General features: G+C 58.0%; 15 protein-coding genes. 8 read left to right on the forward strand and 7 right to left on the reverse strand.

Going from position 1 to position 24,735, the window contains the following annotated elements; genetic code table 11:
• Positions 1-207 precede the first annotated feature (207 nt).
• Complete coding sequence (locus MWU49_RS13700) at positions 208-1,698, forward strand: hypothetical protein (RefSeq protein ID WP_246973406.1); 1,491 nt, start codon at positions 208-210, stop codon at positions 1,696-1,698.
• Positions 1,699-1,717: 19 nt separating this feature from the next.
• On the opposite strand, the gene MWU49_RS13705 is transcribed toward MWU49_RS13700, so the two are convergent.
• Positions 1,718-2,455 carry a transporter gene (locus MWU49_RS13705; protein WP_246973408.1) on the reverse strand — a complete coding sequence of 246 codons (738 nt, stop codon included), beginning with the start codon at positions 2,453-2,455 and terminating at the stop codon, positions 1,718-1,720.
• Positions 2,456-2,896: 441 nt separating this feature from the next.
• On the opposite strand from MWU49_RS13705, the gene MWU49_RS13710 reads away from it, so the two are divergent.
• The 4 genes from MWU49_RS13710 (at position 2,897) to MWU49_RS13725 (ending at position 9,963) form a co-directional block, all read left to right on the forward strand.
• Positions 2,897-4,525, forward strand: coding sequence for a fatty acid--CoA ligase (locus MWU49_RS13710; RefSeq protein ID WP_246973410.1), 1,629 nt, complete (start codon positions 2,897-2,899; stop codon positions 4,523-4,525).
• 353 nt (positions 4,526-4,878) lie between these two features.
• A complete protein-coding gene (locus MWU49_RS13715) occupies positions 4,879-5,994 on the forward strand; it encodes an efflux RND transporter periplasmic adaptor subunit (protein WP_246973412.1) in 1,116 nt (371 codons plus the stop codon).
• Complete coding sequence (locus MWU49_RS13720) at positions 5,991-9,098, forward strand: efflux RND transporter permease subunit (RefSeq protein WP_246973414.1); 3,108 nt, start codon at positions 5,991-5,993, stop codon at positions 9,096-9,098. Before MWU49_RS13715 ends, MWU49_RS13720 begins: the two co-directional genes overlap by 4 nt.
• Positions 9,099-9,297: 199 nt before the next feature.
• On the forward strand, positions 9,298-9,963 hold the full coding sequence (locus MWU49_RS13725; protein WP_246973416.1) for a SprT family zinc-dependent metalloprotease: 666 nt from the start codon (positions 9,298-9,300) through the stop codon (positions 9,961-9,963).
• A 73-nt stretch (positions 9,964-10,036) separates the two neighbouring features.
• Here MWU49_RS13725 and MWU49_RS13730 read toward each other — a convergent pair whose 3' ends face one another.
• From MWU49_RS13730 to MWU49_RS13745, 4 genes are all read right to left on the reverse strand, one after another.
• Positions 10,037-10,615 (reverse strand): transposase, encoded by a 579-nt coding sequence (locus MWU49_RS13730; protein WP_348646705.1) that lies wholly within the window; start codon positions 10,613-10,615, stop codon positions 10,037-10,039.
• A gap of 215 nt (positions 10,616-10,830) precedes the next feature.
• A complete protein-coding gene (locus MWU49_RS13735) occupies positions 10,831-11,034 on the reverse strand; it encodes a cold-shock protein (RefSeq protein ID WP_011590014.1) in 204 nt (67 codons plus the stop codon).
• A 194-nt stretch (positions 11,035-11,228) separates the two neighbouring features.
• The gene (locus MWU49_RS13740) at positions 11,229-12,116 is read right to left on the reverse strand and encodes a D-hexose-6-phosphate mutarotase (RefSeq protein WP_246973420.1); all 888 of its coding nucleotides are present in this window, start codon (positions 12,114-12,116) and stop codon (positions 11,229-11,231) included.
• 139 nt (positions 12,117-12,255) lie between these two features.
• The gene (locus MWU49_RS13745) at positions 12,256-13,629 is read right to left on the reverse strand and encodes a wax ester/triacylglycerol synthase family O-acyltransferase (RefSeq protein ID WP_246973423.1); all 1,374 of its coding nucleotides are present in this window, start codon (positions 13,627-13,629) and stop codon (positions 12,256-12,258) included.
• 569 nt (positions 13,630-14,198) lie between these two features.
• Here MWU49_RS13745 and MWU49_RS13750 point away from each other — a divergent pair.
• The 3 genes from MWU49_RS13750 (at position 14,199) to MWU49_RS13760 (ending at position 20,124) form a co-directional block, all read left to right on the forward strand.
• Complete coding sequence (locus MWU49_RS13750; RefSeq protein ID WP_246973426.1) at positions 14,199-15,797, forward strand: isocitrate lyase; 1,599 nt, start codon at positions 14,199-14,201, stop codon at positions 15,795-15,797.
• Between the two features lie 853 nt (positions 15,798-16,650).
• Complete coding sequence (locus tag MWU49_RS13755; RefSeq protein WP_246973429.1) at positions 16,651-17,082, forward strand: hypothetical protein; 432 nt, start codon at positions 16,651-16,653, stop codon at positions 17,080-17,082.
• A gap of 69 nt (positions 17,083-17,151) precedes the next feature.
• A complete protein-coding gene (locus MWU49_RS13760) occupies positions 17,152-20,124 on the forward strand; it encodes a hypothetical protein (RefSeq protein ID WP_246973431.1) in 2,973 nt (990 codons plus the stop codon).
• Positions 20,125-20,214: 90 nt separating this feature from the next.
• On the opposite strand, the gene MWU49_RS13765 is transcribed toward MWU49_RS13760, so the two are convergent.
• On the reverse strand, positions 20,215-21,498 hold the full coding sequence (locus MWU49_RS13765) for a right-handed parallel beta-helix repeat-containing protein (protein ID WP_246973434.1): 1,284 nt from the start codon (positions 21,496-21,498) through the stop codon (positions 20,215-20,217).
• A 297-nt stretch (positions 21,499-21,795) separates the two neighbouring features.
• Positions 21,796-24,726 carry a DUF11 domain-containing protein gene (locus MWU49_RS13770; RefSeq protein WP_246973437.1) on the reverse strand — a complete coding sequence of 977 codons (2,931 nt, stop codon included), beginning with the start codon at positions 24,724-24,726 and terminating at the stop codon, positions 21,796-21,798.
• Positions 24,727-24,735: the final 9 nt, after the last annotated feature.

Consider the following 24,735-nt stretch of genomic DNA (forward strand, 5'->3'; position numbering starts at 1 on the left):
GCCTAAAAAGCTCAGCATAATAACCGAAAGGGACAAGTTAAGGGCTAGGAGGAAGTTAATACCCCGCTGGAGGCCAGGAGCCACGGGGGCTGTAGAGGATTATGTCTTTTTAAGACGGAAAATCCCCAGGACCCCAACAAGGCAAGGCTGGCGTTTGATCTCACCGGTGACTGGATTTATCGGCAGGGCGGGCCGGGTAGCGCCGAAATGAGCTTCGGTAATCTGGAGTTCAGTAACCGCTTTACCACCGGAGCAGCCAACAATCACGCTGCCGGGACAGGGACCTTTGCCATCGACAACCTCGGTATCAAGGTTGCCTCTGCCTTCACCGAATCGATTCTGCAGTTCGACTTGATGTACAACGATTCCGCCACGGACTTTGATACCAGTGGCCGTACCGCCATGATGCATGCGGGCTGGATTGGTGGGCTTACTGACGCCCTGGTAAGGGTGTCACCCGGGGGCGTTGGCATCGATGCCCTTACGCCGCGAACCCAGGGGTTGAACGTTCTCACTCAATGGGGCTTCGACAGTGATTTCATTCTTAACCTGGGCCATGCCGGGGGCAATGACACCCAGCTGCAGTTCCGGGACTGGCGCATGCTGGGGAATACTGTCGGGCCAATGTTGAAAATGGAACTGGCACTGGATGTATTGCAGGACGGTGCCGGCACCGGCGGCTTGTGTTTTGGCGTGACCGGGCTGGTCTGTGGGGCCGGGGAGTATTTTGATACCCGGGCAGATCTGGACCAGTCCGCTTTTGCCATTCTGGTGCGCGACAGCTATCTGCATGCCTATAGCGAAAGTATTGCTGTCGATAGCCTGGTGAATGTGGATACGGCGACAGCCTATGACTGGAGTGTGATACTCACCATGGGCCTACTTGAGTCTGACATTCTGGTTTATCCCGGTGGTCCTTTTGCCGAGCCGGAAGGCTTCCGTCTGGATGCAGCGGTGATGGTCCAGTCACCGGGTTACTGGGCAGCCGCCAACAGCAGCAATGCCGCCACAAGAGAAGCAGCAGCTTCCGGCTGGGCAACCAATTCGCATTTCCTGTTCGCGGATATCGGTGCCGACGTGGGTATCGGCCTGATGAACGTGGATGTGCTCTGGAACGCTGACGATTTTTATTTCCTTCTAGGGCAAACCGATCCCACTTTTCCTGGCCTGCCATCCGGGATGATGCTGGGAACCAATGCCCTTTCCCGCTATCAGGTCCGCGGTTTGTTGGGGGCCGGCAGTCCGTCTGATCTGGGCAGTAATGTGGCGAAGATCGCGTTGTGGGATCTGAACCTGTCTGCCAATCAATTCCGTTTTGTGCTTTACCCGACCACGGCGGGAGGATCGGAAGCTCTTGGCTTTGATGCCTTCATGAATCTGGATGGCTCGTCCTATCTCACCCTGGCAGAGGTTTCCAGCCCGCAGTCAGCGTTCCAGTTGTATAACGTGACTGGCAGTCTGGGCTGGGGGAACGGCAGCATTACGATCCGATCCGAGAATGAAACCGCGGATAATCTGCCAAGCCTGACGATCAAGAATGAACTCTACATTGGACAGAATGCCGACTTTGGCCAGACCGGTGTCGATCATCTTGACCCATTGATCGGCAGCCTCGGTTTTGGTGATCAGAACTACGGTCAGATCGCCATGCCGGGCGGGGTCTGGCATAGCGAAATTGTGGCCAAGATTCCCCAGTAATGACGCGTGGTGCTGGCTGCTAGAACGCGATCCCCACGCCCAGCCCCGCTTCGTTATCCACACTCCCGGTGTCCAGCGCACCACGACCATAAACATCCAGCTGGATGTTGGGGGTGGCCATCCAGGTGATACCGCCGCCAGCGCGGTTGTTATCGTCACCGTTGTCCTGATTACGGGTAAAGCCGGCATCCAGAAAGACGGCCCATTCATCACTCAGCCGGGCGTGCCAGGAAGGCACCACGGTGGTGCTGGATTCGGTGCCATCATCCTCGAAGCGAACACTGAGCTGAAGTTGATGGCGGTCATCCAGCCACCAGCCACCGCTGAGTGCGGCAAAGCTGCCATCTTCATCATCGCTGAAACCGTCGCTGGAGGTATCCATCAGCATGCCGCCGAGCAGGGCGGCGCGAAATATCTCACCGCGGTAGATAGCGAACTTGGCTCCCAGGGAACTATCTCCAAGACCATCCAGATCGCCATTGTCCTTCTCGGAATCAAATTTCTGATAGCGGTAGGTGTTGATCCCCAGCTGGATTTCCATCCGGCTGACCACCTGCATGCGTAACAGGGTATTGAAATTCAGTGTGCTGATTTCCGGGCTGTAACGTTGATCAAGGGTGGCGTCCGGAAGACCTTGCTCAAGCACCACGCGGTGTTGTTGCAGGGTGTCGGGGTTGAGGCCAAGGCCGGGACGCTCAAAAGGGGGGGCTGCCAGGACCATACCTGGCAGACAAAACAGGCTGAATAGCCAGCGCATGCGACTTCGCTCCATGAAGACGCCCGAATGGGCTGCATTAACTGAAGTGCGCACCCTACCAGCCTGTGCCGGGGGGGAACATTAACCGTAGGGATGAGAGTTGAACCCGGTTCTTGTGGTGGCAGGACCAGGGGCTTTGTCAGTAGGAGATGACTGATAGAAAGGGGGGCAGGAATGGAAAAGGTGTGACCGAATGGTCACAGGAAATGCAGCAATAATGCGACATTGAGGCCGGTTGGCGGCAGCTTGCAGGGGGGAATTGTTTTGTTACATTTGCCACTTTGGTATAGGTGACCATGGGTTACTAATGTGGCAGTCTTGCCGCGGTCCTGTGTCGATGGGAAGGTGCCTTGCCGGCCCCGGCGGACCTGCGAATAAAAAGATTTCTGAATGTCGGGCGGTTGTTCGGTCGCCCGTTTGGACAGTGTTCTGGAGAGTACAATGAGTGATCTGACCATTCAGCGGACGGCGTCTGCGGTTGAGCCTGGCCTGCTGATTCACCGCATTCTCGAAGCCGGTGTGCGCAACAATCCCCATCAGACCATCACCTATGGTGACCGCACTTTCAGCTACCGTGAATTTGAAGAGCGGGTAAATCGTCTCGCCGGCGCCCTCGCTGCCCAGGGTGTGAAGCCCGGTGATACCGTGGCGGTGATGGACTGGGATACCAACCGGTATCTGGAAGCCTTCTTCGCCATTCCCATGATGGGGGCGGTGCTGCACACAGTGAATGTGCGCCTAAGCCCGGAACAGATTCTCTACACCATCAACCACGCCAGGGATGATGTGATCCTGGTGAACAGCGAATTTCTGCCGGTACTGGAAGAGCTGAAAGACCGCATCGAACCGGTAAAAAGCTACATCCTGATGGACGACGACGGGGTGACTGGCAGCGACAGCCTGCCGCTGGCGGGGGAGTATGAAGACCTGCTGGCCAAGGCGCCGGCCCGCTACGATTTCCCGGAGCTGGACGAGAACACCCGCGCCACCACCTTCTACACTACCGGGACAACTGGTCTGCCCAAGGGCGTGTTCTTCTCCCATCGCCAGCTGGTGCTGCATACCTACGCTGCACGCTCAACCCTGTCCGGTGTAGGACACGGTCGTCTCAATGAAGACGATGTGTACATGCCTATTACTCCCATGTTCCATGTCCATGCCTGGGGGATTCCGTTCCTGGCCACCCTGATCGGGGTGAAGCAGGTTTATCCGGGTCGCTACGAGCCGGCCTCCCTGCTCAAGCTGCTGGTCACCGAGAAGGTCACCTTTTCTCACTGTGTACCCACCATCATCCAGATGCTGCTGCAGGCGGAAGCCGCCAAGAGCATTGATCTGTCTGGCTGGAAAGTGGTGATTGGCGGCTCCGCATTGCCTCAGTCGCTGGCAAGAGCCGCGCTGGAACGGGGTATCGACATCTACACGGGCTATGGCATGAGCGAAACCTGCCCGCTGCTGACCCTGTCCCAGTTGACGCCGGAACTGGAAAAGGCAGATCTGGATACTCAGGCGGATTACCGCACCCGCACCGGGCGCCCGGTTTCCATGGTGCAGCTGCGTATCGTCGATGCGGAAATGAATGATGTGCCCCACGATGGCGAAAGCCAGGGGGAAGTGGTGGTGCGCGCGCCGTGGCTGACCCAGGGCTATCTCAATGATGCCGAGAAATCCGAAGAGCTATGGGCTGGCGGCTGGCTGCACACCGGTGATGTGGCGGTGATGAGCGAGGATGGCTGGTTGAAGATCGTTGATCGCATCAAGGATGTGATCAAGACCGGTGGCGAGTGGGTGTCCTCCATCGACCTGGAAGGCCTGGTGTTGCAGCACCCGGGCGTGGCTGAGTGTGCCGTGGTGGGCGTGCCCGACAGCAAGTGGGGCGAGCGTCCGGTGGCACTGGCGGTGAAGGGGGGGGAAGCCGACGAAGATGGCATCAAGGCCCTGATCGCTGACTACGCCGAGAAAGGTGTCATCAGCCGCTACGGTATCCCGGATCGGGTGATCTTTGTCGATGCGCTGCCGCGCACCTCCGTGGGCAAGCTCGACAAGAAGAAGATGCGCGCCGAGATGGTGTAAGAGACGCTGCACGCATCACGCTTCAGGCAACACGCAAAAGCCGCGCCGGAGAAATTCGGCGCGGCTTTTTGCTTTTTCATTGTGGGAGCTTGCCTGCAAGCGATAGCAGACCAGAGTCAAAAGCCGTTTCACCACAGAGGGCACAGAGATCGCAGAGAAAAGACGGTCTTTACTCAGTGAACCCTGTGCCTTGTGTTGTAAATATCGCTTTTGAAGGGGTTGGGTATCATGCCTGCTGTTGCGTAAAAATGAACTATCTTCACAATTCGCTGTTACTAACGCTATCTGTACGCAATCCTTGCATAATTGGCATCTAGACTACGCAGCTGATCATCATTGAGACGGAGAATTCCATGGGGCGGGTGATAACGGGGGCGGTGGTGCTTCTGGTAATGGCAGCAGCAGCCTGGTGGCTGTTGGCTCCTCAGGAGGTCCAGCGCGGTCAGCGCCCCCCCACAGCGGTGAACCTGGCACCCAGCATTGAACGTGATCTGGTGGATCAGGTGGAAGCGGTGGGCACGTCCCGTGCCGCTCAGGCAGTGGTCTTGCTGGCTGAAGTGCCGGGCCGCGTTGCCGAGATTCACTTCCAGCAGGGCCAGCAGGTCAAACGTGACCAGTTGCTGGTGTCTCTGGATGATCGCAATGCCCGCGCCGAACTGGCTCGCAGCGAAGCGGAATACCAGCGCGCCCGGGACGATTACCGTCGCGGTCAGCAGTTGGTCGAAAGGCGCGCCATTTCCGAATCCGAGGTAGATACCTTCCGTACTTCGCTGGAGTCCGCACGGGCCAACCGCGATGCCGCGCGGGCCAATCTCAATGACCACAGCATCCGTGCTCCCTTCGCCGGGGTAGTGGGATTGCGCCAGGTGGATGGTGGTGCCTATCTGCAAACCGGGGATGCCATTACTACCCTGGATAACCTGGGCCATATCGAAGTGGATTTTCAGGTGCCTGAGCGCTACCTGGCCCGGCTTTCAGTCGGCTTACCCGTGCAGGCCAGCAATGACGCTTTTCCCGATACCGTTTTTGAAGGCGCCATCAGTCATCTGGATTCGCGGGTGAATAGCGCCAGCCGTAGCCTGACCGCCCGGGCAAGACTGAATAATCCCGGCGATCGTATGTTGCCCGGCCAGTTTCTTCGCATTGCCGTCCAGCTGGATCGCCGTCCGGCGCTGCTGGTGCCTGAGCAGTCCATTATTACCCAGGGCGCGCAAAGCTATGTGTTCACCGTGGACAAGGAACAGAAGGCAGTCCGCCATCCCGTGACTCTGGGGGGGCGCCGTGATGGCTGGGTGGAAATTACCAGCGGGTTGAGTGGCCAGCCGGATGTCATCGTCAATGGACACAGCCGTCTGGGTAGTGGTCAGCCGGTCAACGTGATCGATAATCCCGAGGCCTTGCTCCCGGGGCAGCGTGCACTGCTGAAACCGCAGGATAATGACGTCGCGGATGCGGGAGCCGCGGCATGATTCTGTCGGATGTATCCATCAAGCGGCCGGTGTTTGCCACGGTGATCAGCCTGCTGATCGTGGTATTCGGCATCAGTGCCCTGATGAAACTGCCGATCCGTGAATACCCGGATATCGATCCTCCGGAAGTGTCCGTGCGGGTGGATTACTCTGGCGCCGCTCCCGAGGTCGTCGATACCCAGATCGTACAGGTGATTGAAGGCGCCATCGCCGGTGTGGAAGGGGTACGCAAGATCGAGTCACGTAGCCGGCTTGGTTCTGCACGTACCACCGCAGAGTTCGACCTGGATCGCGATGTGGATATCGCCGCCAATGATGTTCGCGATGCCGTCTCACGGGTGCTTAATCGTCTGCCTGAAGAAGCCGACACGCCGGTGATCGCCAAATCTGATTCCGACGCCCGCCCAATCATGTGGGTCACGCTCACCAGTACCACCCTGGCTCCCCAGGAACTCACCGACTTTGCCGAGCGCTCCCTGGTGGACCGCTTTGCGGTTCTCGATGGCGTGTCCGAGGTGATTATCGGGGGCGACCGTCGCTACGCCATGCGGGTCTGGCTGGATCGTCAGAAGATGGCCGCCAATCAGGTAACCGTTACGGATATCGAGCAAGCCCTGCGCAGCAACAATGTGGAATTGCCTGCCGGCAGGCTGGAATCCCGGGCCAGGGCGTTTACCGTTCGTGCGGATAACCGGCTCAACACCGTAGAGGCCTTCGAAAAACTGGTGGTCCGTCGCAGCGGGGATTACCTGATGCGGCTGGGCGATGTTTCACGTGTCGATCTGGGCGTGGAAAGCGATGATGGCGTGATCCGCGCCAACGGCCAGACGGCCATCGGCCTTGGCGTGGTGCGCCAGTCCAAGGCCAATACTGTGGCGGTCTCGGATCAGGTGCGTGCTGAAATCGAAAAGGTCCGTGACAGCCTGCCTGCGGATATCAGCCTGGATGTGAACCACGATGAGTCCCTGTTTATCCGTGCCTCGATCCGTGAGGTGCTGATCACCCTGGGGATATCCGTGGCGCTGGTGATCGCGGTGATCTTTGTTTTCCTGGGTAATCTGCGCGCCACACTGATTCCCGCGGTAACGATTCCGGTCTCCGTGGTCGGGGCCTTTATCGGCTTTGGCGTCATGGACTTTTCCATCAATGTGCTCACCTTGCTGGCACTGATTCTTGCCATTGGCCTGGTGGTGGATGATGCCATCGTCATGCTGGAAAACATCCAGCGCCGCATCGACGAAGGGGAAAGCCGATTGGTGGCCGCTTATCTCGGGGCGCGGCAGGTGGCCTTTGCGGTGGTGGCCACCACCCTCACCCTGGTGGCCGTGTTTGTGCCTATTTCCTTCATGGGGGGGGACGTAGGGCGTTTGTTTGGCGAGTTCGGTTTCACCCTGGCCTCAGCGGTGATCATCTCCAGTCTGGTGGCGCTGAGTCTGGCTCCCATGCTTTGTTCCCGCTGGCTGCACCGTCACAGTGTCAAGGAGCAGGAAGGGCAAGGAGGGGTTGTCGAGCGCGCCCTGCAGCAACTGAACCGCTGGTATGCCAGCGGGTTACAGGCGGCCTTGCGTACCCCCTGGCCACTGATCGCCGGTTGCGTGCTGTTGTGCGGGTTTGCCGTGTTGCTCTTCCGGCAGCTGCCCCAGGAACTGGCGCCCACCGAAGACCGCGGAGTGTTCATCATCCCGGCGTCGGCTCCACAGGGCTCCACATCCGAATATGCCCAGCATCACACCCGTGAAGTAGAAAAGATCCTGCTGCCACTGGTAGAAAATGGCGAGGCGGAACGGGTGCTGGCGATCATCGGGTTTCGTGGTGTCGCCGAGCGTGCCTTTACCATCGTCAGGTTGAAAGACTGGGGTGAGCGAGAGCGCACCCAGCAGGAAATAGTCAACAGTATTCGCGGCCCCATTTCGCAGGTCACTGGTTTGCGTGCCTTCCCGGTGAACCCGCCGGGGCTGGGGCAAAGCGCGTTCAACCAGTCACTGGAAGTGGTGGTGGCCGGGCCGGATTACGAACTGGTTCAGGCCTGGAGCGAAACACTGATGCAGGCCATGGGGGACAATCCCAATCTGACCAGCATCGATACGGACTTCGAACAGACCCAGCCACAGCTGGATGTGAAACTGAATCGCGACCGGGCAGCAGATCTCGGCATCACCGCCACCGATGTGGGCCAGACCTTGCAGGCCATGTTTGCCACCCTCACGGCGTCTACCTTTGTGGATCGAGGCCGTGAGTACGATGTCATGCTGGAAGCCGAGGAGGGCAGCAGCGATAGTCCCGAGGACGTGTTGCCAATCTATCTGCGTAGCAGCAGTGGTCAGCTGGTGCCGTTCTCCAGTGTGGTAGAACTGACCACTAGCGGAGATTCACCGGAACTGCGCCGCGTGGATCGGCTGCCCGCCATTACCCTGTCTGCCAACATGGTGGAAGGCTATGACCTGGCGTCGGCCATGCGCGATGTGGAGCAGGCGGCGCGGGACAACCTGCCACTGGAAGCCCGGATTGGCTACAAGGGCATGGCGGAAGAACTGCAGGAATCCTCCTCGGCGATCATGATCACCTTTGCCCTGGCCCTGGTGATCGTGTTCCTGGTATTGGCGGCCCAGTTCGAAAGCTGGATTCATCCGCTGATCATCATGCTCACCGTGCCACTGGCCCTGGCCGGGGCGGTGGTGGCCATGAGCGTCACTGGCGACAGCCTCAACATCTATAGCCAGATTGGCATGATCATGTTGCTGGGGTTGATGGCCAAGAACGGTATTCTTATCGTGGAGTTCGCCAACCAGCTGCGCGATCAGGGCCGCAGTGTCAGAGAAGCGATCTACGAAGGCGCCATCGTGCGTTTCCGGCCGGTACTGATGACCGGGGTGTCCACCATTTTCGGTGCCATCCCGCTGGTACTGGCCACCGGCGCCGGCGCGGAAAGCCGCTTCACCATCGGCGTGGTGATCCTCGGCGGCCTGCTGTTCGCCACCGTGCTGACCCTGTTCGTGATCCCGGTGCTGTATCAGTGGCTGGCGCCCTATGCGTCGCCGGCGGATGCGGTGAAGCAGCAACTGGACAAGGAACTGCCAGCAGCGGATGGTAAGGACGGCGCTTGAGTCGCGATTGACCTGAATAAATGGAGAGGCAGGAGTGGCAAGCTACAAGCTTCAAGCTGCAACACGAGGTGATGTTGTTGCCATACGCAACGTCATCTCCTCCGCGCTCCAATCGGCTTGGTCGCGGGCAGTGCCATGGAGGCAACCACAATGTATGTCCGCTCCTTGTAGCTTGCAGCTTGAGGCTTGTAGCTGATTCATGACTGATTTCGAACTGATCCGCAGCAAACGCCGCAGCCTGGAATTGCGTGTCCTCGAAGATGGCACGGTGCAGGTGCGTGCGCCGCAGCGGGCGCCGCTGCGCATGGTGCGGGACTTTGTGGACAGTCGTCGTCAGTGGATTGCGGATCAGCAGCAGCGCCAGGCCACTCGGCCCCGGCAGCGCTGGCAGGACGGGGAGGTGTTGGCCTGGCGTGGTGAGTCACTGCAGATGGATGTCTGTGAAGGTCGAACCCGGGTAGTCGTCAGCGGGCCCTATCTGTCAGTGCGCGTGGCGGAGCCCGATAATGAACTGACAGTGCGAACCGCGGTGGAAGGCTGGATGCGGCGCCAGGCAAAGCCGGTGTTTGAAGACAGCATCGCGCGGCAGTTTGACTGGTTCGAAACCGCAGGCTTTGCCCGCCCCACGCTGCGTATCAAGAAGATGCGCACCCGCTGGGGATCCCTCTCTGCCCGCGGCTACATCAACCTGAATATTGCCTTGCTGCATTACCCGCCAGCGGCGCTGGACTATGTGGTGATGCACGAATTGTGTCACCTCAAGCACATGGATCACGGCCCAGGTTTCCATGCCCTCATGGACGCGCGGATGCCAGACTGGCGCCAGCGCAAGGCGGTGCTGGAGCAGCCGCTGTTCCAGCCGTGAGAGGATAACACCCGCTGTAGGAGCGGCGCTCCTACGCTGAGGGCGACCATTGTTTATGGTGGTTGATTAGCTGCTACAGCCAGATGGCATTCCAGTAGGGATAAAGCCGAACGCTTGTCGTAATCCCGGCTCGAAGCGGGTTGGCAACGATATAGCGAGCTATCTGTGTACAATCTTCCTCTTCACGAAGAGCATGGTCGTGGAATCCACGTTGCCAGATGGATTGGCCCATGGCTCTTGCGGTCTGGCTTTTGAGCATTCCGACGGTCTGCGACAGTGAATACTTTCCCGAAAGGGCGAGCAGCCAGTGAAAATGGTCAGGCATGACTACAAAACACAGGGTTTCGCCCGCGCCCATTTTTTCCATAGCGATGAAGTTTCGGCATAACCGTCTCGCCGCCTCGGTTTCCTCAAACCACGGAGTCCTGTTACGAGTAACGGCAGTCACCAGGTATTGTTGGTGCTGAATCGAGACCCGGCCTCGCCGGAGCCTGTGTCCATCATGTAAGGTATGCATGGATTCAAGGATGCTTGACGAGTCTGATTCAGGAGAAGCACCTAACACTGAAATAGACGTAGGCGATAACCCCGGGCTTTTGTAGGTTGTCGCCCCGCCGTAGGAGCGTCGCTTGCGGCGCGATAACCCATGCATAGTTCAAGACTGATTTACCACAGAGTTCACCGAGGATATGAGCTCTGTGCGAGCTGTGCTCGAAAAAGCTTTTGATCCAGGTCTGGAATCGCGCCGCAAGCGACGCTCCTACGGCGAGGGCGTGGGGAAACAGGAGGGAGGGGGCTGCGAGCGAGCAGTGGCCAGGCACAAAAAAACCCGCCGAAGCGGGTTTTTTTGTTGTGCCGAAGTAGTGCTTATTCAGCAACTACGTTGGCAGCCTGAGGACCTTTCGGGCCCTGCTGGATCTCGAAGGAAACCTTCTGACCCTCGGCCAGGGTTTTGAAGCCTGAGCCAGTGATTGCACTGAAATGAACGAATACGTCCGCACCACCATCGTCCTGGGAGATGAAACCAAAACCCTTGGACTCGTTGAACCACTTCACAGTACCAGTAGCCATGTGAATCTATACCTCAAAATCTATTACTTAGGGTGTTGCTTGCAAACCATGATGGGGGTGTTCGGAGACAACTTCAGCTTCACGCAGGGAAGGCAACTACCAACACAAACTCCGGCCATAATTCGCAGCCACCTCTGACTCTACTCCCCTTTTTTGATCAGCACCACCCCTTTTTAGAGCCTGTTTTCAGGCGCTTAAAGCGGGCTTGTCATGAAACGGACAGACATGTCGTGGTGCTCTTCGGGAGCCAGTGTCAGCACATCATCCAGCACCCGGGCGGTTTCGATGCACAGCATCCGTTGCCATGCATCATTGGCAAACTGACTCAGTCGCTGACTCTTTTCAATCCAGGGATTCCAGATCACCGCAGAGTGACTTCCGCTGGTTGTCAGGCTGATTCGCCGTTGCCAGCCGGGATCATCAATGTGCAGCGTGTTGCCCAGTTGCAGGTAAAGCCGGTCGGTTTCATCACGGAAGGTAAGCGGGCCGCTTTGTCGATGGCTGTGCCAGTCATCCATGGCGTCCACATAGGGTTTCTGATCCAGCCCTTGCAGGGTCACATGGCGGCTGTCACTGACGGCAAAATAACTGTGCAGTGCCTGGGAAATCGTCACCGCATGATCGCCCCGGTTTTCATTCTTCAGGGTCAGTGTCAGCGTATTATCCAGGCGGATCTTCAGGGTGGCTTGTACCGCAGGGCAACTGTCGGGAAGGTGGGCCGGATCGGGCTGCAATACCAGCTCAACCACTTCGTTGTCCTGTTGCTGGTCGGTAACTATCCAGGGGATGGTGCGCACCATGCCATGGGCGGGAGGATCGCTGAGGTCATACTGCTGTTGCAGCACCTCAGGGTTGAAGGCCAGCCCGCCAAACCAGGGCCAACACACAGGCACCCCGCCGCGTATCCCGGTACCGGTCTCATAAGCGGCCTGATCACTGAGCCAGAGAATCGGCGGCTCGTCATCCAGCCGATATTCCAGTACCTGGGCACCCTGTTCGGCGACCACCAGCGTCTGGCCACGATGCCGTATCTGCCAACAAGCCAGTTCGCCACGGGTGATTTGTGTCAGTTCGGTCGGCATGGTTCATCCTTGATCAGCGCAGTGCGAGTTGCGAGTGACGAGTTTCGAAAGTCAAAACACCCAGTAGTGACACTGACTGAAGGTTTTCGTAACTCGAAACTCGTTACTCGCTTCTTGATAGCATGACGTGTTCAGCGTCTTACTTGATCCCCGCCGCAATCTCCAGCTCACGGATGGACTGCTCCAGGTAATCCAGCAACCGCTGCATGGACGGCAGGGTCCGGCGGCAGGCGATCAGACCGAATTCCAGCTGGTCCACATAGCTGGTCAGGGTGATGTTGAGGGCGATGCGATCCAGTGCAATGGAGACCGGATACATGCCTTTCAGTTCTGCGCCGTTCCAGTACAGCGGTTCTTTGGGACCCGGCACGTTGGAGATCACCACATTGAAGGCCCGCCACTTCGGTGCCAGCCCGGTGAGCAGATTCAGGCCGGTGGGCGCCATGGTCAGGGCGGTAAAGTTGAGGATCTCTTCCGGGCTCATCTGCGAGAAGCGCTGCTTGGCTTCTTCGATGGAATCGTGCACTACCCGGATGCGATTACCCGGATCACAGATATGGGTGCCCAGGTTGGCCAGGATCATGCCGATCTGGTTGCCCTCTGCACTGTCATCCTGACGCAGGCTCATGGGTACCATGGCAATCAGCGGTTCGTCCGGCAGGGCATGCTGGCTGATCAGGTATTCACGCAGGGCATGGCCGCACATGGCCAGCACCACCGTGTTCACCGTGCAGCCGAACGCCTTGGCGATCACCTTGAGGCGCGGCAGGCTGAAGCTCTGCGCGGCGAAGCGGCGTGAGCCGGTGATGCTTTCATTGAGGATGGTGTCCGGGGCCTGGAAGATGGAAACGTAATTCTCGTCTTTCTTGGCTTTCTGGCTGACCTTGTAAATCTCCCGTGCCAGCCCCGGTACCGTGGCCGCCTGTTTACTCAGGCCGGCACCGAGTCGTGCCAGGCTGGAGGCCACATCAACAGGATGGGTAGGCAGGGAGCGGTTCCGTTTCTTGGGCTGGTAGGCCCACACGGGAGGCAGGTTGCGTTCTTCCGGGTCGGCAGACAGGGCGCGCATGCCCAGTCGCATGGCCGAAATGCCGTCCACCACGGAATGGTGAATCTTGGTGTACAGGGCAAACTGCCGGCCGCGAATACCTTCAATCAGGTGGGCTTCCCACAGCGGCCGTTCGCGGTCCATCAGGTTGGAATGCTCGGCAGAGACCAGGGAAAGCAGTTCGCGGATCCTGCCCGGTTTGGGTAGCGCCTCATGACGCAGATGGTGGTCGATGTCGAATTGCTTGTCTTCGGTCCAGTAGTACTGGCCAAGGCGGCGGGTCAGCTTCTGGTTGAAGGGGGCCACCGGACTGCTGTACTCGCGCATCTGTTCAGCCAGTTCGCTGACATACTTGGGGCCGGCCCCTTCCGGAAAGTGAAACAGTTGCAGGCCGCCAACATGCATGGGTTGCTGGCGTTTTTCCAGCCACAAGAACAACTGATCCACCGGACTTAGCGCTTTCATAACATCCTGTTCCTTATCACTTGTCGTTATTCCATCTACACAAGGTCAATCCTGTCCAAGAGTGAAATGCACTCTCCATGCCAACGTAACGAATCCCTGTGCAGAGAAGATCATAGTAGCAAAGGGGTTGGAGGGTCACTGTGTGTGTGCTGTAAAAATCCTGGCGCTCCAGTGAATGATTGGGGCTGTCTCAGTGAGCAGTGTCATTGAAGAAAATTCAGTCCCCTGCTGCCTTCTCCCGGACAACGATAATCACATTTTTGTCTCTTGCACCGGGGGCCGCTTTCACCAACACTCGGGGATGACTGATGGGTCATTCCAGGGCGAGAGGGAGAGCGGCTTGGGCTGGCGTTATGCATCATGCGCCCTGTATTCGGGGGGACCGGGAAGGTTCCGCGCCTGGGGCGCAGTTACATTCATCCCATGAATACTGAAAATAGACCATATTGATTATGTTTATGGGATGGCCGGGTCTAGAATGCGCAGCATCGAAGGCCGGCATGTCATGGCATGAACAGGGTTGCCCCTCTCCGGTATCGATTAACCAATTCTTTTATCAGAGGTTCACCATGTCATACACCAAAGACATCGAAGCACTGGGCTCCGTGATTGGCGCCAACAGCACCTGGAAAGATATCAATCCGGAATCTGCTGTTCGCATGCGTCTGCAAAACCGTTTCAACACGCATCTGGATATCGCCAAGTTCAACGCCAAGACCATGCGTGAAGACATGGCTGCCTATGATGCCGACAACAGCCTGTACACCCAGTCCCTGGGTTGCTGGCACGGTTTCATCGGTCAGCAGAAGCTGATCTCCATCAAGAAGCACTTCGGCACCACCAAGCGTCGTTACCTGTACCTGTCCGGCTGGATGGTTGCTGCCCTGCGCTCCCAGTTCGGTCCGCTGCCTGATCAGTCCATGCACGAGAAGACCACCGTTGCTGACCTGATCCGTGAGCTGTACACCTTCCTGAAGCAGGCTGACGCCTGGGAACTGAACCACCTGTACCGCGCTCTGGACGATGCCAAAGAAGCTGGCGACGCTGCCAAGCAAGCTGAAATCATCGACAAGATCGACAACTACGAAACTCACGTTGTTCCGATCATCGCTGACATCGACGCTGGTTTCGGTAACCCGGAAGCCACCTACCTGATGGCCAAGCAAATGATCGAAGCGGGTGCTTGCTGTATCCAGATCGAGAACCAGGTTTCCGACGAGAAGCAGTGTGGCCACCAGGACGGTAAAGTAACCGTTCCTCACGCCGACTTCCTGGCCAAGATCAATGCTGTACGTTACGCGTTCCTCGAGCTGGGCGTTGACGACGGCGTGATCGTTGCCCGTACCGACTCCGAAGGTGCTGGCCTGACCAAGCAGATCGCTGTGTCCACCGAAGAAGGTGACCTGGCTGACCAGTACAACTCCTTCCTGGAAGGCGAAGAAGTTACCGATCCGTCCACCGTTCAGCACGGTGACGTTCTGGTCAAGACTGCTGGCAAGCTGATCAAGCCGACCAAACTGGCTTCCGGCCTGTTCCAGTTCCGTCGCGATTCCAACATCGACCGTGTTGTTCTGGACTGTGTTACCAGCCTGCAGAACGGCGCTGACCTGCTGTGGATCGAAACCCCGACTCCGAACATCGAGCACATCAAAGGCATGGTTGATCGCATCCGCGAACAAGAGCCGACTGCCAAGCTGGTGTACAACAACAGCCCGTCCTTCAACTGGACCCTGAACTTCCGTCAGCAGGTATTCGATGCGTGGGAGAAAGAAGGTAAAGACGTATCCGGTTACGACCGTGCCCGTCTGATGAGCGCTGACTTCGATGATTCCGAGCTGGCTGCTGAAGCTGACAAGTGGTGTCAGAACTTCCAGCGTGATGCTGCTCGTGAAGCCGGTGTATTCCACCACCTGATCACTCTGCCGACCTACCACACCGCTGCACTGTCCACCGACCAGCTGGTAGAAGGCTACTTCGGCGAAGAAGGCATGCTGGCCTACGCCAAAGGTGTTCAGCGTCAGGAGATCCGTCGCGGTATCGCTACCGTGAAGCACCAGGACATGGCCGGTTCCAACATCGGTGATGACCACAAAGAGTACTTCTCTGGTGAAGCTGCTCTGAAAGCTGGTGGTAAGCACAACACCATGGGTCAGTTCGAGAACAACTAAGTTTCTCGATCTAACCTTCGGTTAGTGTGAAAAACGGCTCCCGCAAGGGGGCCGTTTTTTTTGGCCGCTCTGCGGCCGCAGCACGCTTCATGCAACACGCAACACGCAAAGATCAAAAGTGGATTTACCACAGAGGCCACAGAGTTCACTGAGCGCGAATTGCGGAGTGCTGCTGCTCTTGCTGTAGGAGCCCCACTGGAGGGGCGAAAAAAACCCAGGATCAAAACCCCCTTCGTTCCGCAAGCTGCAGCCATGGCAGTAATCTCACTCAGGGCGGAGTAAAGCGCTGGAGCAGCCGATTCCCGCTAATCCGCGATGAACCTTTTTTGGCCGCTTCGCGGCCGCCAGACGCTTGACGCTAAGAGCTGAAACCAACCCCTCTTTCACCACAGAGGGCACAGAGTTCACAGAGAAGAACCGTCTTTCTTCAGTGATCCCTGTGTCCTCTGTGGTAAATCTGCCTTGAACGACGCTGGGCAATAGTGTTCCTGACCTGACGAGCACAAGAGCGACGCTCCTGCAGGGGGCCTCCGTAGCAGCCGATTCCAGCGAACCCGCGAAGAACCTTTTGGGGCCGCTCTGTGGCTGCTGCACGCTAGTAACAAGCTTCAAGCTTCAAGCTTCAAGCCTCAAGCTGCAACACGGGCTATGCGTTCATAACCTGACAGGCCGTGACCGCGAACCACACAAACATTCCAGCGCGGGGCTGGGCTTGGAGGGATAGCACTGAATCGATTCGCGTTGCAGCTTGTAGCTTGTCACTTTATAAGCAATAAAATGCCTATTGGCGATCTGCTCTGTCTCACACAGAATAGGAGAACGGGTTCACGGAAGAGCCGGAGGGAAAGACGACATGGTGATGGAAACCATCGAGCGGCCACAAAGGGAAGAGACTGGCGGGCTGGAAAAAGCACTGCGCTGGCTATTGATACTGATGCTGGGGGCGGTGTTTGTTACCCGTTTTCTTCCCGGCATGGTGCAATTCGTCTCCACCCTGCCAGAGACCCTGGAGCGTAGCGTCCTGATCCAGCAGGGCTTTGCCATCCTGCTGCTGGTCAACGCCCTGCTGTTGCTGGCGGAACGTACCTGGGCCTTCCTGCTGCTGTATGTCACCCTGTTGCTGGCCACCCTGATCATGGGGGTGTCACTGGTGCCCTGGGTAGTCGGTCTGATGCGCGAGGATCTGGCCACGGAAACCGTGATCGCCGCCAATATCGTCATGCTGTTGCTGGCGGCCTGGTGTCACTGGCTGCAAAAGAACCGCTGCGTCAGCGATCGCAGCTGACCTTTCCCGTTTGCGCTTCTGTGCCATTCCTGCTTCCCTTGGGAGCAAAAAACAGGGATGGAAAACAGCGTGCATCAATTTGAGTTGATCTTCAGGGGGGAACTGCAGGAAGGCGCAGACCAACAGGACTGCATTGAACAACTGGCCACCAGGCTGAAAACCGACCCAGACACCATTCGCCGCCGCTTCTTCCAGCACTGCCCGGTGACGGTGTTGAAAACCGACAATGAAGCCAAGGCCAAACGGGTTCAGCAAGCCTTTCTGGCAGCCGGTGCCATTACCCATTTCAAGGACGAGGAATCGACAGCCAGCGTGATTGCCGATCCCGCTGACCCATCTCCTTCCGAGCCGCTCTCCACGGCAGCGGAGGTATCCCCCGCTACGACTCGCAGGCCATGGCGTCTGGCGGTTGCCGTGCTGGTATTGGCTGGCGCCGCGGCCGGGCTGGCGGCCTGGTACACAGGCCCCCTGTGGCGCAGTTACTCGCAACCACAGCTGGCACAGCTGGAAGCGGCACTGGCCAGTGAAGACATGCTGCTGCTGGCGCAACTTGATGTTCAACAAATTGTGGATATCGAAGCGCGTTTCATGACCCTGGCCGATCCTGATGCCTTGCCCGGCAACGACCAGGACCTGATCAGCGATCTTGCCCGCGAGGGAATTCAGCCCCGGGAACAACTGAAAAATGTGGTGTTTGCCGGTTATCCGGGTAGCGAAGGACTGGAATTTTCTGCCGTGCTGGTGGGGCAATTTGACCCGGCTGCGGTGAAAGCGCTGGTGGAGCGCCGCTATCAACTGGATGCCGCACAGAGTAGTGCGCAGCGGCTGGTTTTCTCTTACACCAACGAACAGACCTGTGAACGTTCCGGGCCACTGGTTCTGCTGATTGAACCTGAGCGGATACTGATTGGCTCAGAGGAAAGACTCGCAGCACTGATACAGCGCCTGGAACAATCCGCTCCTGCGGAAATCGAGTTGACGGCCTGGCAAGCCTATCGTGACGGCAAGCTGGCCAGCGCAACGGTCTTTGCCCCTGCGGAACTGACACAGTCCACCCGGGGCTTTACCGGGATGATGCTGCGCGGTGCCAGCGAAGGCTTTGGTACCGTCACCGGGGCTTTTGTTGGCGCAACGGCAACGGCCTTGCCGCCGGGGGTGCGTCTGCAAGCCTCGGTGAGTGGCAGTGATGGGGAGGCACTGGATAACCGGGCGGCAATCATGCGTGACGAGCTGGAAAAGCTCACCGCCAGCCTGGCCGGCCAGCAACCGGAAACGGAACGCCTGTTGAGGCGACTCACGGTGACTCGCAATGGAGACCAGCTGGGTGCATCACTGGCGCTGGATGGCAATGTGGCAGAAGAATTGGGGTCACTGGTTCAGGCAGTGATGGGGCAGATGTTCTCCATCAATTCTTCAGTGGCGGGGCAGGAAAATACGCCCCGCGAAGAACGGCTGATGGAGAATCCCGCCATCTTCCAGCCCAGCTTTGACCCTTCCGCACTGCCGGCCTTTGGGGACATCCCGGATGAAAACTTCCATGCCGCCTGGACCGCGGGGCCGGTGGCCTTGAGGGTCAAGGAAATCGGCATCGATCCCAGGCAGGAAGGGCGCCGTTATCTGCTCTTCAGTGCCCAGGGGCGTGGGTTGTCCAATGTGGGAAAAGAGCAGGGCGGCAGCCTCGTCATTGACGGTGTCTTTGACGACCAGGGAAATTCACTCATGCCCATGCCGAGCTGTGGCCAGAATCGCAATCAGGATCCCGCGTCCCTGTCCCAGACCATGGATGGCAGCTACTTTACCGACGGTGAATTCCAGCATTACCGCAAGCATGAAGCAGACAAGCGCGTGCTGCTGTCTCCCGGTGTCTCCATTACTGATGTGACCAGGGTGACCGGCAAGGTGACCGTTCAGGTCGCCACCCGGACTGAAACACTGACGCTGCCGGCCCCCGCCAACGGCGCCAGCATCGAAAAAGCGGGCGCGCGGATTTCATTCGGTAACAGCGAGGGGCAAAGCCTGTCTTATACGACCAGTGGCGACGTGGCGCGGATTCTTTCCGTGCGCGCGCTTAACGGCAACGGCAAACCCCTGGACAGCATGAGCCATTCCTCATTTGGGCCCATAATGGGAACGGGCAAGGCGCACCAGTATGAGTACCACGGCACGCCGGCCAGAATTGAAGTGGTGATTGCCACCGAGCTGCAGCCGCAGACCTATCCCTTTGCACTGGATTCCGTGCAGCCATTTCAGGACAGCCGCTTTGCCCAGGGACAAAGAACGCTTCCCGTCGTCACGGACAGTAATAGGGTAGACGCGGCACTGAAGCAGAGTTTGCCTGACGAGGCGAAAAGCTATGAGAACTTTGGCAATCCACCCAAAGCAGTGGTGACAGCCGGACCGGTTCAGCTGGCCATCACCAACCTGCAGGCTGGAGGGTTCCAGGGCATTTATTCACAGTGGGATATCCGCACCAACCGGCTTGCCGAGCTGGATGGCAATCGGGCGGCCGGGGAGATTCGCCTGCAGCGTATTGTTGATGAAGAAGGCACGATCCACACTGTCGAGGCACGTGGCTGGTTTGGACTGGAACAGCAGGGGATGTGGTTTAACGGGGAATTCCGTCCTTCCTATCCCTACCTGAACGGTTCCGCCGGGCCGTCATATCGCGATTATGAGGGCGGCAAACCGGTACGGCTGGAAGGTGAAGTGGTATTGCAGATCCCGGAAACCCTCAGTGTCATCAACGCGCCACTGGTGTTGGGAGAAGCGATCCAGCATGGGCCACTCTCTCTACAGGCGCAGGCATTGTCGGAAAACTCACTGCAGTTGAATGTAGCAAGCGGTGTTGGCCGTCTTGCGGCTATCGAAGTGTTTGATGCCAGTGGCAAACCTGTTGGCGGTAGCGCGCAGCGCTGGGGCGATGAAGAAGAAAATGTGCGGATGAACGTCAGCCTCTCCGGCGCACCCGCATCCCTGAGCCTGCATGTGGTCGATGATGTTAGAGAAGAGCGTTACCCGTGGACGGTCTCTCTGGATGAATAAGATCCCGAGCTCAAATCAGGTTCATCGCTGAATTGCGGAAAAAGCGGGCTTACCGCGATAGGTGCAGCCGCCGCAGCGCGGCCCAAAACATTATTGCGTAGCGACAGGGGGTGTCATCGTCAGGGTGACACCCTCTTCGGTTTGTAACCCCCCATGCCCATTCACTAACAACTTCTGCCCCGGTTTGAATTTCAGGGCGGCGTCGCGACTGAGCAGGGGCAGTGGCCGCGTCAGTGCCAGGGTAACTTCACCAACAAACAGATCCGCATCCAGGCTCACTGAATCCAGCTCCTCTGATGCGTTGAGCAGGGCAATAGCACCACGCAAAGAGCAATCTTCGCTGAGTCGGGTACAGCCACGAATATCCTCATCGGACAGGGTATCCACTTCCAGTAGCAGCACGGCCTGTTTTTCAAACGCGCCCATATCGGCAATGCCTCCGGCAAAGCGAGGATCACCATTGCCTCTCTGGTCCCACACCAGAGGTTCACCGTCAGCATCTACAGACAGGCGGTTGTCAGCCTGGTTGATCACCGGGCTGTTGCCCTGCAGGGGCAAAGAGCGGGTGGGGCCGTTGTAATAGCCCAGCGGCCCCAGTCGTGGATCTTCATTGAATGCCGGCTTTCCGCAGCCACGGGAGGTGATGATCAGGTTGGCATGGCTGTCAGGTGTGCTGTTGTGCTGGCAATAGGCATCGGCACCGGGCAGGTTAAGGGCGATGATGTTGTTGCCCAGCTGTACCGGACCTTCCCGATACAGGCCGGAACCTTCCTCGGCCGCATTGGCAGTAATGGTGTTGTGGGTGAGGGTCAGCTGCCCTCGCGAGGAATAAATAGCACCGCCGTAGCGTGCCTGGTTATCCATCAGGGTGCTGTTGATGACGGTGACGGTTCCGCCCTTCTGAAACAGGGCGCCGCCCTTGTTGGCCTGGCTGCCAGAGATCAACACACTATCCAGCACCAGGTTCCCCTCGCTGTAAATGGCGCCGCCGAGATCGGCTCTTCCGCCCGTCAGAGAGAGATAGCGAAGGGTGACCTGCGCCCCGCGCTCGGCACGCATAATGCCGAAACGGCCATTGCCATCCAGGGTGATGCCACTGGGTTGCCAGAGGCGCTCAGGAATATAGCCATCGATAACAAGGTCATCGGTGATGTCGGGAAGCGGCCGGGTCAGGGACAGAGTGTAGGGTGCCTGAAACAGATCGCTGACAAAGCGGATGCTGTCTTCACCGGGCTGCTGGTTGGCCTGCTGGATGGCATGGCGCAACGAGCCAGGTCCCTTGTCCCCGGGATGGGTGACAATGAATTCCGTGGCCATGGCCGTGTGGCTGCCGAGCAGAAACAATAATCCCCAGAACGATGATTTTGCTGACATGGGAGCATCCTTACCCCTTTTTCATTCCTTTTTACCATAGACGCCACGGGATGCCAGCCAGAAAGGGCAAGATCGGTCCGCCGGCCGACCCGCTGCGGCTGCCATTTTGTGGGAGATTGCTTGCAAACGAAGCTTTTCTCAACCTCAACCAGAACCGCTTCGCGCGCAAGCCCGCTCTCACTGTTCCGCGCCCCGGGTTTTGCCTTTCGCATTGCATGCTGCCTGATGCATGTCGCAGCCGCAGAGCAGCCAAAAAAAACCGCGCCATGCGGCGCGGTTTTTTTAACCTCCTTGTTATCAGCAATCACCGGCCTCGTAGTTGGCGGCATCGCGGGAGCCATTGGGATCTGCCGGGGGGATGATGGCGCCGTCAGCATCCTCAATGCTCACGTCATCGCCGGAGTTGTTGTACTCGTCCAGCAGGCCCTGCAGCTTGTTGATGGTCTTGCGATTGTTGCCGCTGAGCGCATCCACCATGGCATCAATCAGGGACAGGCCACTGTCGGGATCGATGGGCACTGTGGCGCCATTGCTCAGGCCATCGTTGAGAATGGCCGCCATCAGTTGCCAGGAAGAGTGCAGTTTGGTGCGGCAGATCTGGGTACGGCGATCACCGTCAGACTGTTTGCCCATGCTGGACCAGAAGATGCCGAACACATCCTCACAGTTTTGCAGGGTCTTCCAGCCCAGGTTGATCGGGAAGCCAACATGGTCACGGGCCACGTGACAGGTGTATCCCATCTCCACCGGACTCGGGTAGCTGCGGTCACCGTCACTGCCGTGGGACTTCCAGAAGCCCAGGGTGCGGGTGGCATCACCGCCTTGTGCGATATCACAGGTGTCCCCGGCGCTTTGCACCAGTACATTCTGCAGGCCGGTAATTGCTGGCAGTGTGGCGCGCAGGTCCACGGTTTTCTGCAACGGAGAGGTGCCGGCGATAATGCCGTATTCGATACGCAGACAGCCGTCGGAAGCATCATTGTCATAGACACAGCCTTCGCTGGTACCGAACAGCACGGCGGGAGCATTGGGGTCCCGTGTTTCATGGGTAATGCCCACCAGCAGATCCACATCGCCGGTATTGGTGATCTCAATACGGAAGTTGGCAGAGGTGCCCGGTTCCACCGGTTCATTCAGACAGGTCTTGGTCACCTGGATGGCAGGTGCCACCACGTCGACACTGTGATTGTCGTTATCCGATGCAGTGTTGCCGAAGGCATCGCTGGCTTGAACCGTTACGGTATTCACCAGCGGATCCGGATCTCCCGCCAGGGTGGTGCGGGTCAGCTGAATCTGACAGCTGCTGCCAATGTTCAGGGTTGCCGGAGCTACCGGGCAGTCGCTGCTGGTAATGGCAGAGTGGGTGCCATCGGCAAGATCACCGATCAGGCTGTCGTTGATGCTGTCCAGGGTCAGGTTGGAATCCGAACCGCCACCGTTGGCAATGGTGATGGTGTAATTCACATCGTCACCGGTCTTGGTGTGGCTGTCACCGGTCTTGGTGACCGAGATGGTGCTGACACGACGCTTGACGCGCACGGTTACCATATCGTTGTCACTCACCACGTTGACGAATCCGGCTGGACTGCAGCTCACTGAAGCCGTGTTGACGATGCTGCCGGGATCATTGAGGGCGCCGGAATTGGCAGTAATGGTCTGGGTGGCACCCGGAGTGACCATGATGTCGATGGTGTTCGCGTCGCCATCTCCGTCAGTATCATTGGGATCAATAGCGAGAGTGTTGTCGGTCACGGTGCACGACAGCGTTGGCGTATTGTTGCTGCTGGTATTTTTCACCAGAATTTTGTACGTCACGGAATCGCCTTGAAGAATCTGTGCGGGGCCGTCATTGAAGCCGCCGTTGCCATCACTGACTTGCTTGTCCAGATCTACCGACGGGCTGAACAGATCTACATCGTGGCTGCTCTTGTCAGAAGCGGTATCGGTGCCGAACAGGTAGGTCGCGGTAACGGTGTTTTGCAAAGGGCTGCTGACATCCGGAACGGTGTAGTCATATTCAATGGTGCAGATCTCGCCGGCATCCAGTGAATCACCACAGTTCTCGAATTTCATCACCGCAGCATTGCTGCCGTCAGTGAGATCACCCACCAGGCTGTCATCAATGCTCTGCTTGGAAATGGGCAGGGCACCATCATTTTCGATTTCCACCTTGTAGCTGACCGTGTCACCGACTTTGGACAGATCCGGGCCGGTCTTGCGCACATCCAGGCTGCACAGGTCAAAGGCGTTGATCACCATGTCTTCCAGCTCTGCGGTTTCAGACTGGGACTGGCGGGTCTCGGCAATGTAGGCACCAATACAGGGAATCTCACCGTCATAGAGAGCACTGAGATTCAGGCCGCCCTCGAAATAGGTAATCGCCGGGAAGGTTGGGCTGTTGCCGTCCACACCCTTGGTGACATAAGGCCAGGGGGCCAGTGTCGGGGTTGAGTTGGTAACGCCACAGGCCACATCATTGGCGGCGCTGTCATCACAGTCAGAGCTCTCGATCGCCAGGGTCAGCTCGCCCTGGGAGGGCGCAACCGGCTGGTTCAGCTGATTGTTGGGTCCCCAGGTATAAACATCGTATCGGCCAATACGGCCGCCATTGGTGATGTCTGCCTGAACCAGAATATCGCCCTGTTTGTGGCCATGACTGAAGTCACCACCGTCCACAGGGCTGACCGGATTCTGCAGGAACCAGAACCCGATGGCAGCGTCGCCATTGGGGGCATAGGCATCAAGACCGAAGAACAGGAAGTAGTCATCCTTGCCGTCTTCATTCACATCTACGCCGGGCGCTCGTTCCAGGGAGATAAACACATGGCCAATGTCATTCTTGTCATTGGCACTGCCCAGTTTCCATCCCCAGTCCCGTTTGCCGCCGAGAATGTCATTGGAATCCTTGGCACCGGCAAAAATATCATCGTTGGCGTCATTTACCTTGTCGATGTGGAAAGCCGACACGATATGGGTGGAGGCGGCGATGCCGGCGCAGGCGCCGATGCGGTCAGGGTCGATGAAATCGCAGTAGATAAGGTTGGCGTCACCACCCGGCACACCGACCTCATCAATGGCATTGTGATCGAGTTCGAAAACGCCTGTGTCATGAGAGGCCTTTGATAGTCCAGGCAAAGCAAGACAGATCAGAAAGGCCAGCAAGATCTTGCCGGATACCGTTATCGGGCTTGGCAAGGGAGCCCGGTGATTGGATGGTTGCGGGTTCATGATGCTCTC

This window comes from Alcanivorax sp. S6407 (genome assembly GCF_023016115.1).
GTDB lineage: Bacteria > Pseudomonadota > Gammaproteobacteria > Pseudomonadales > Alcanivoracaceae > Alcanivorax.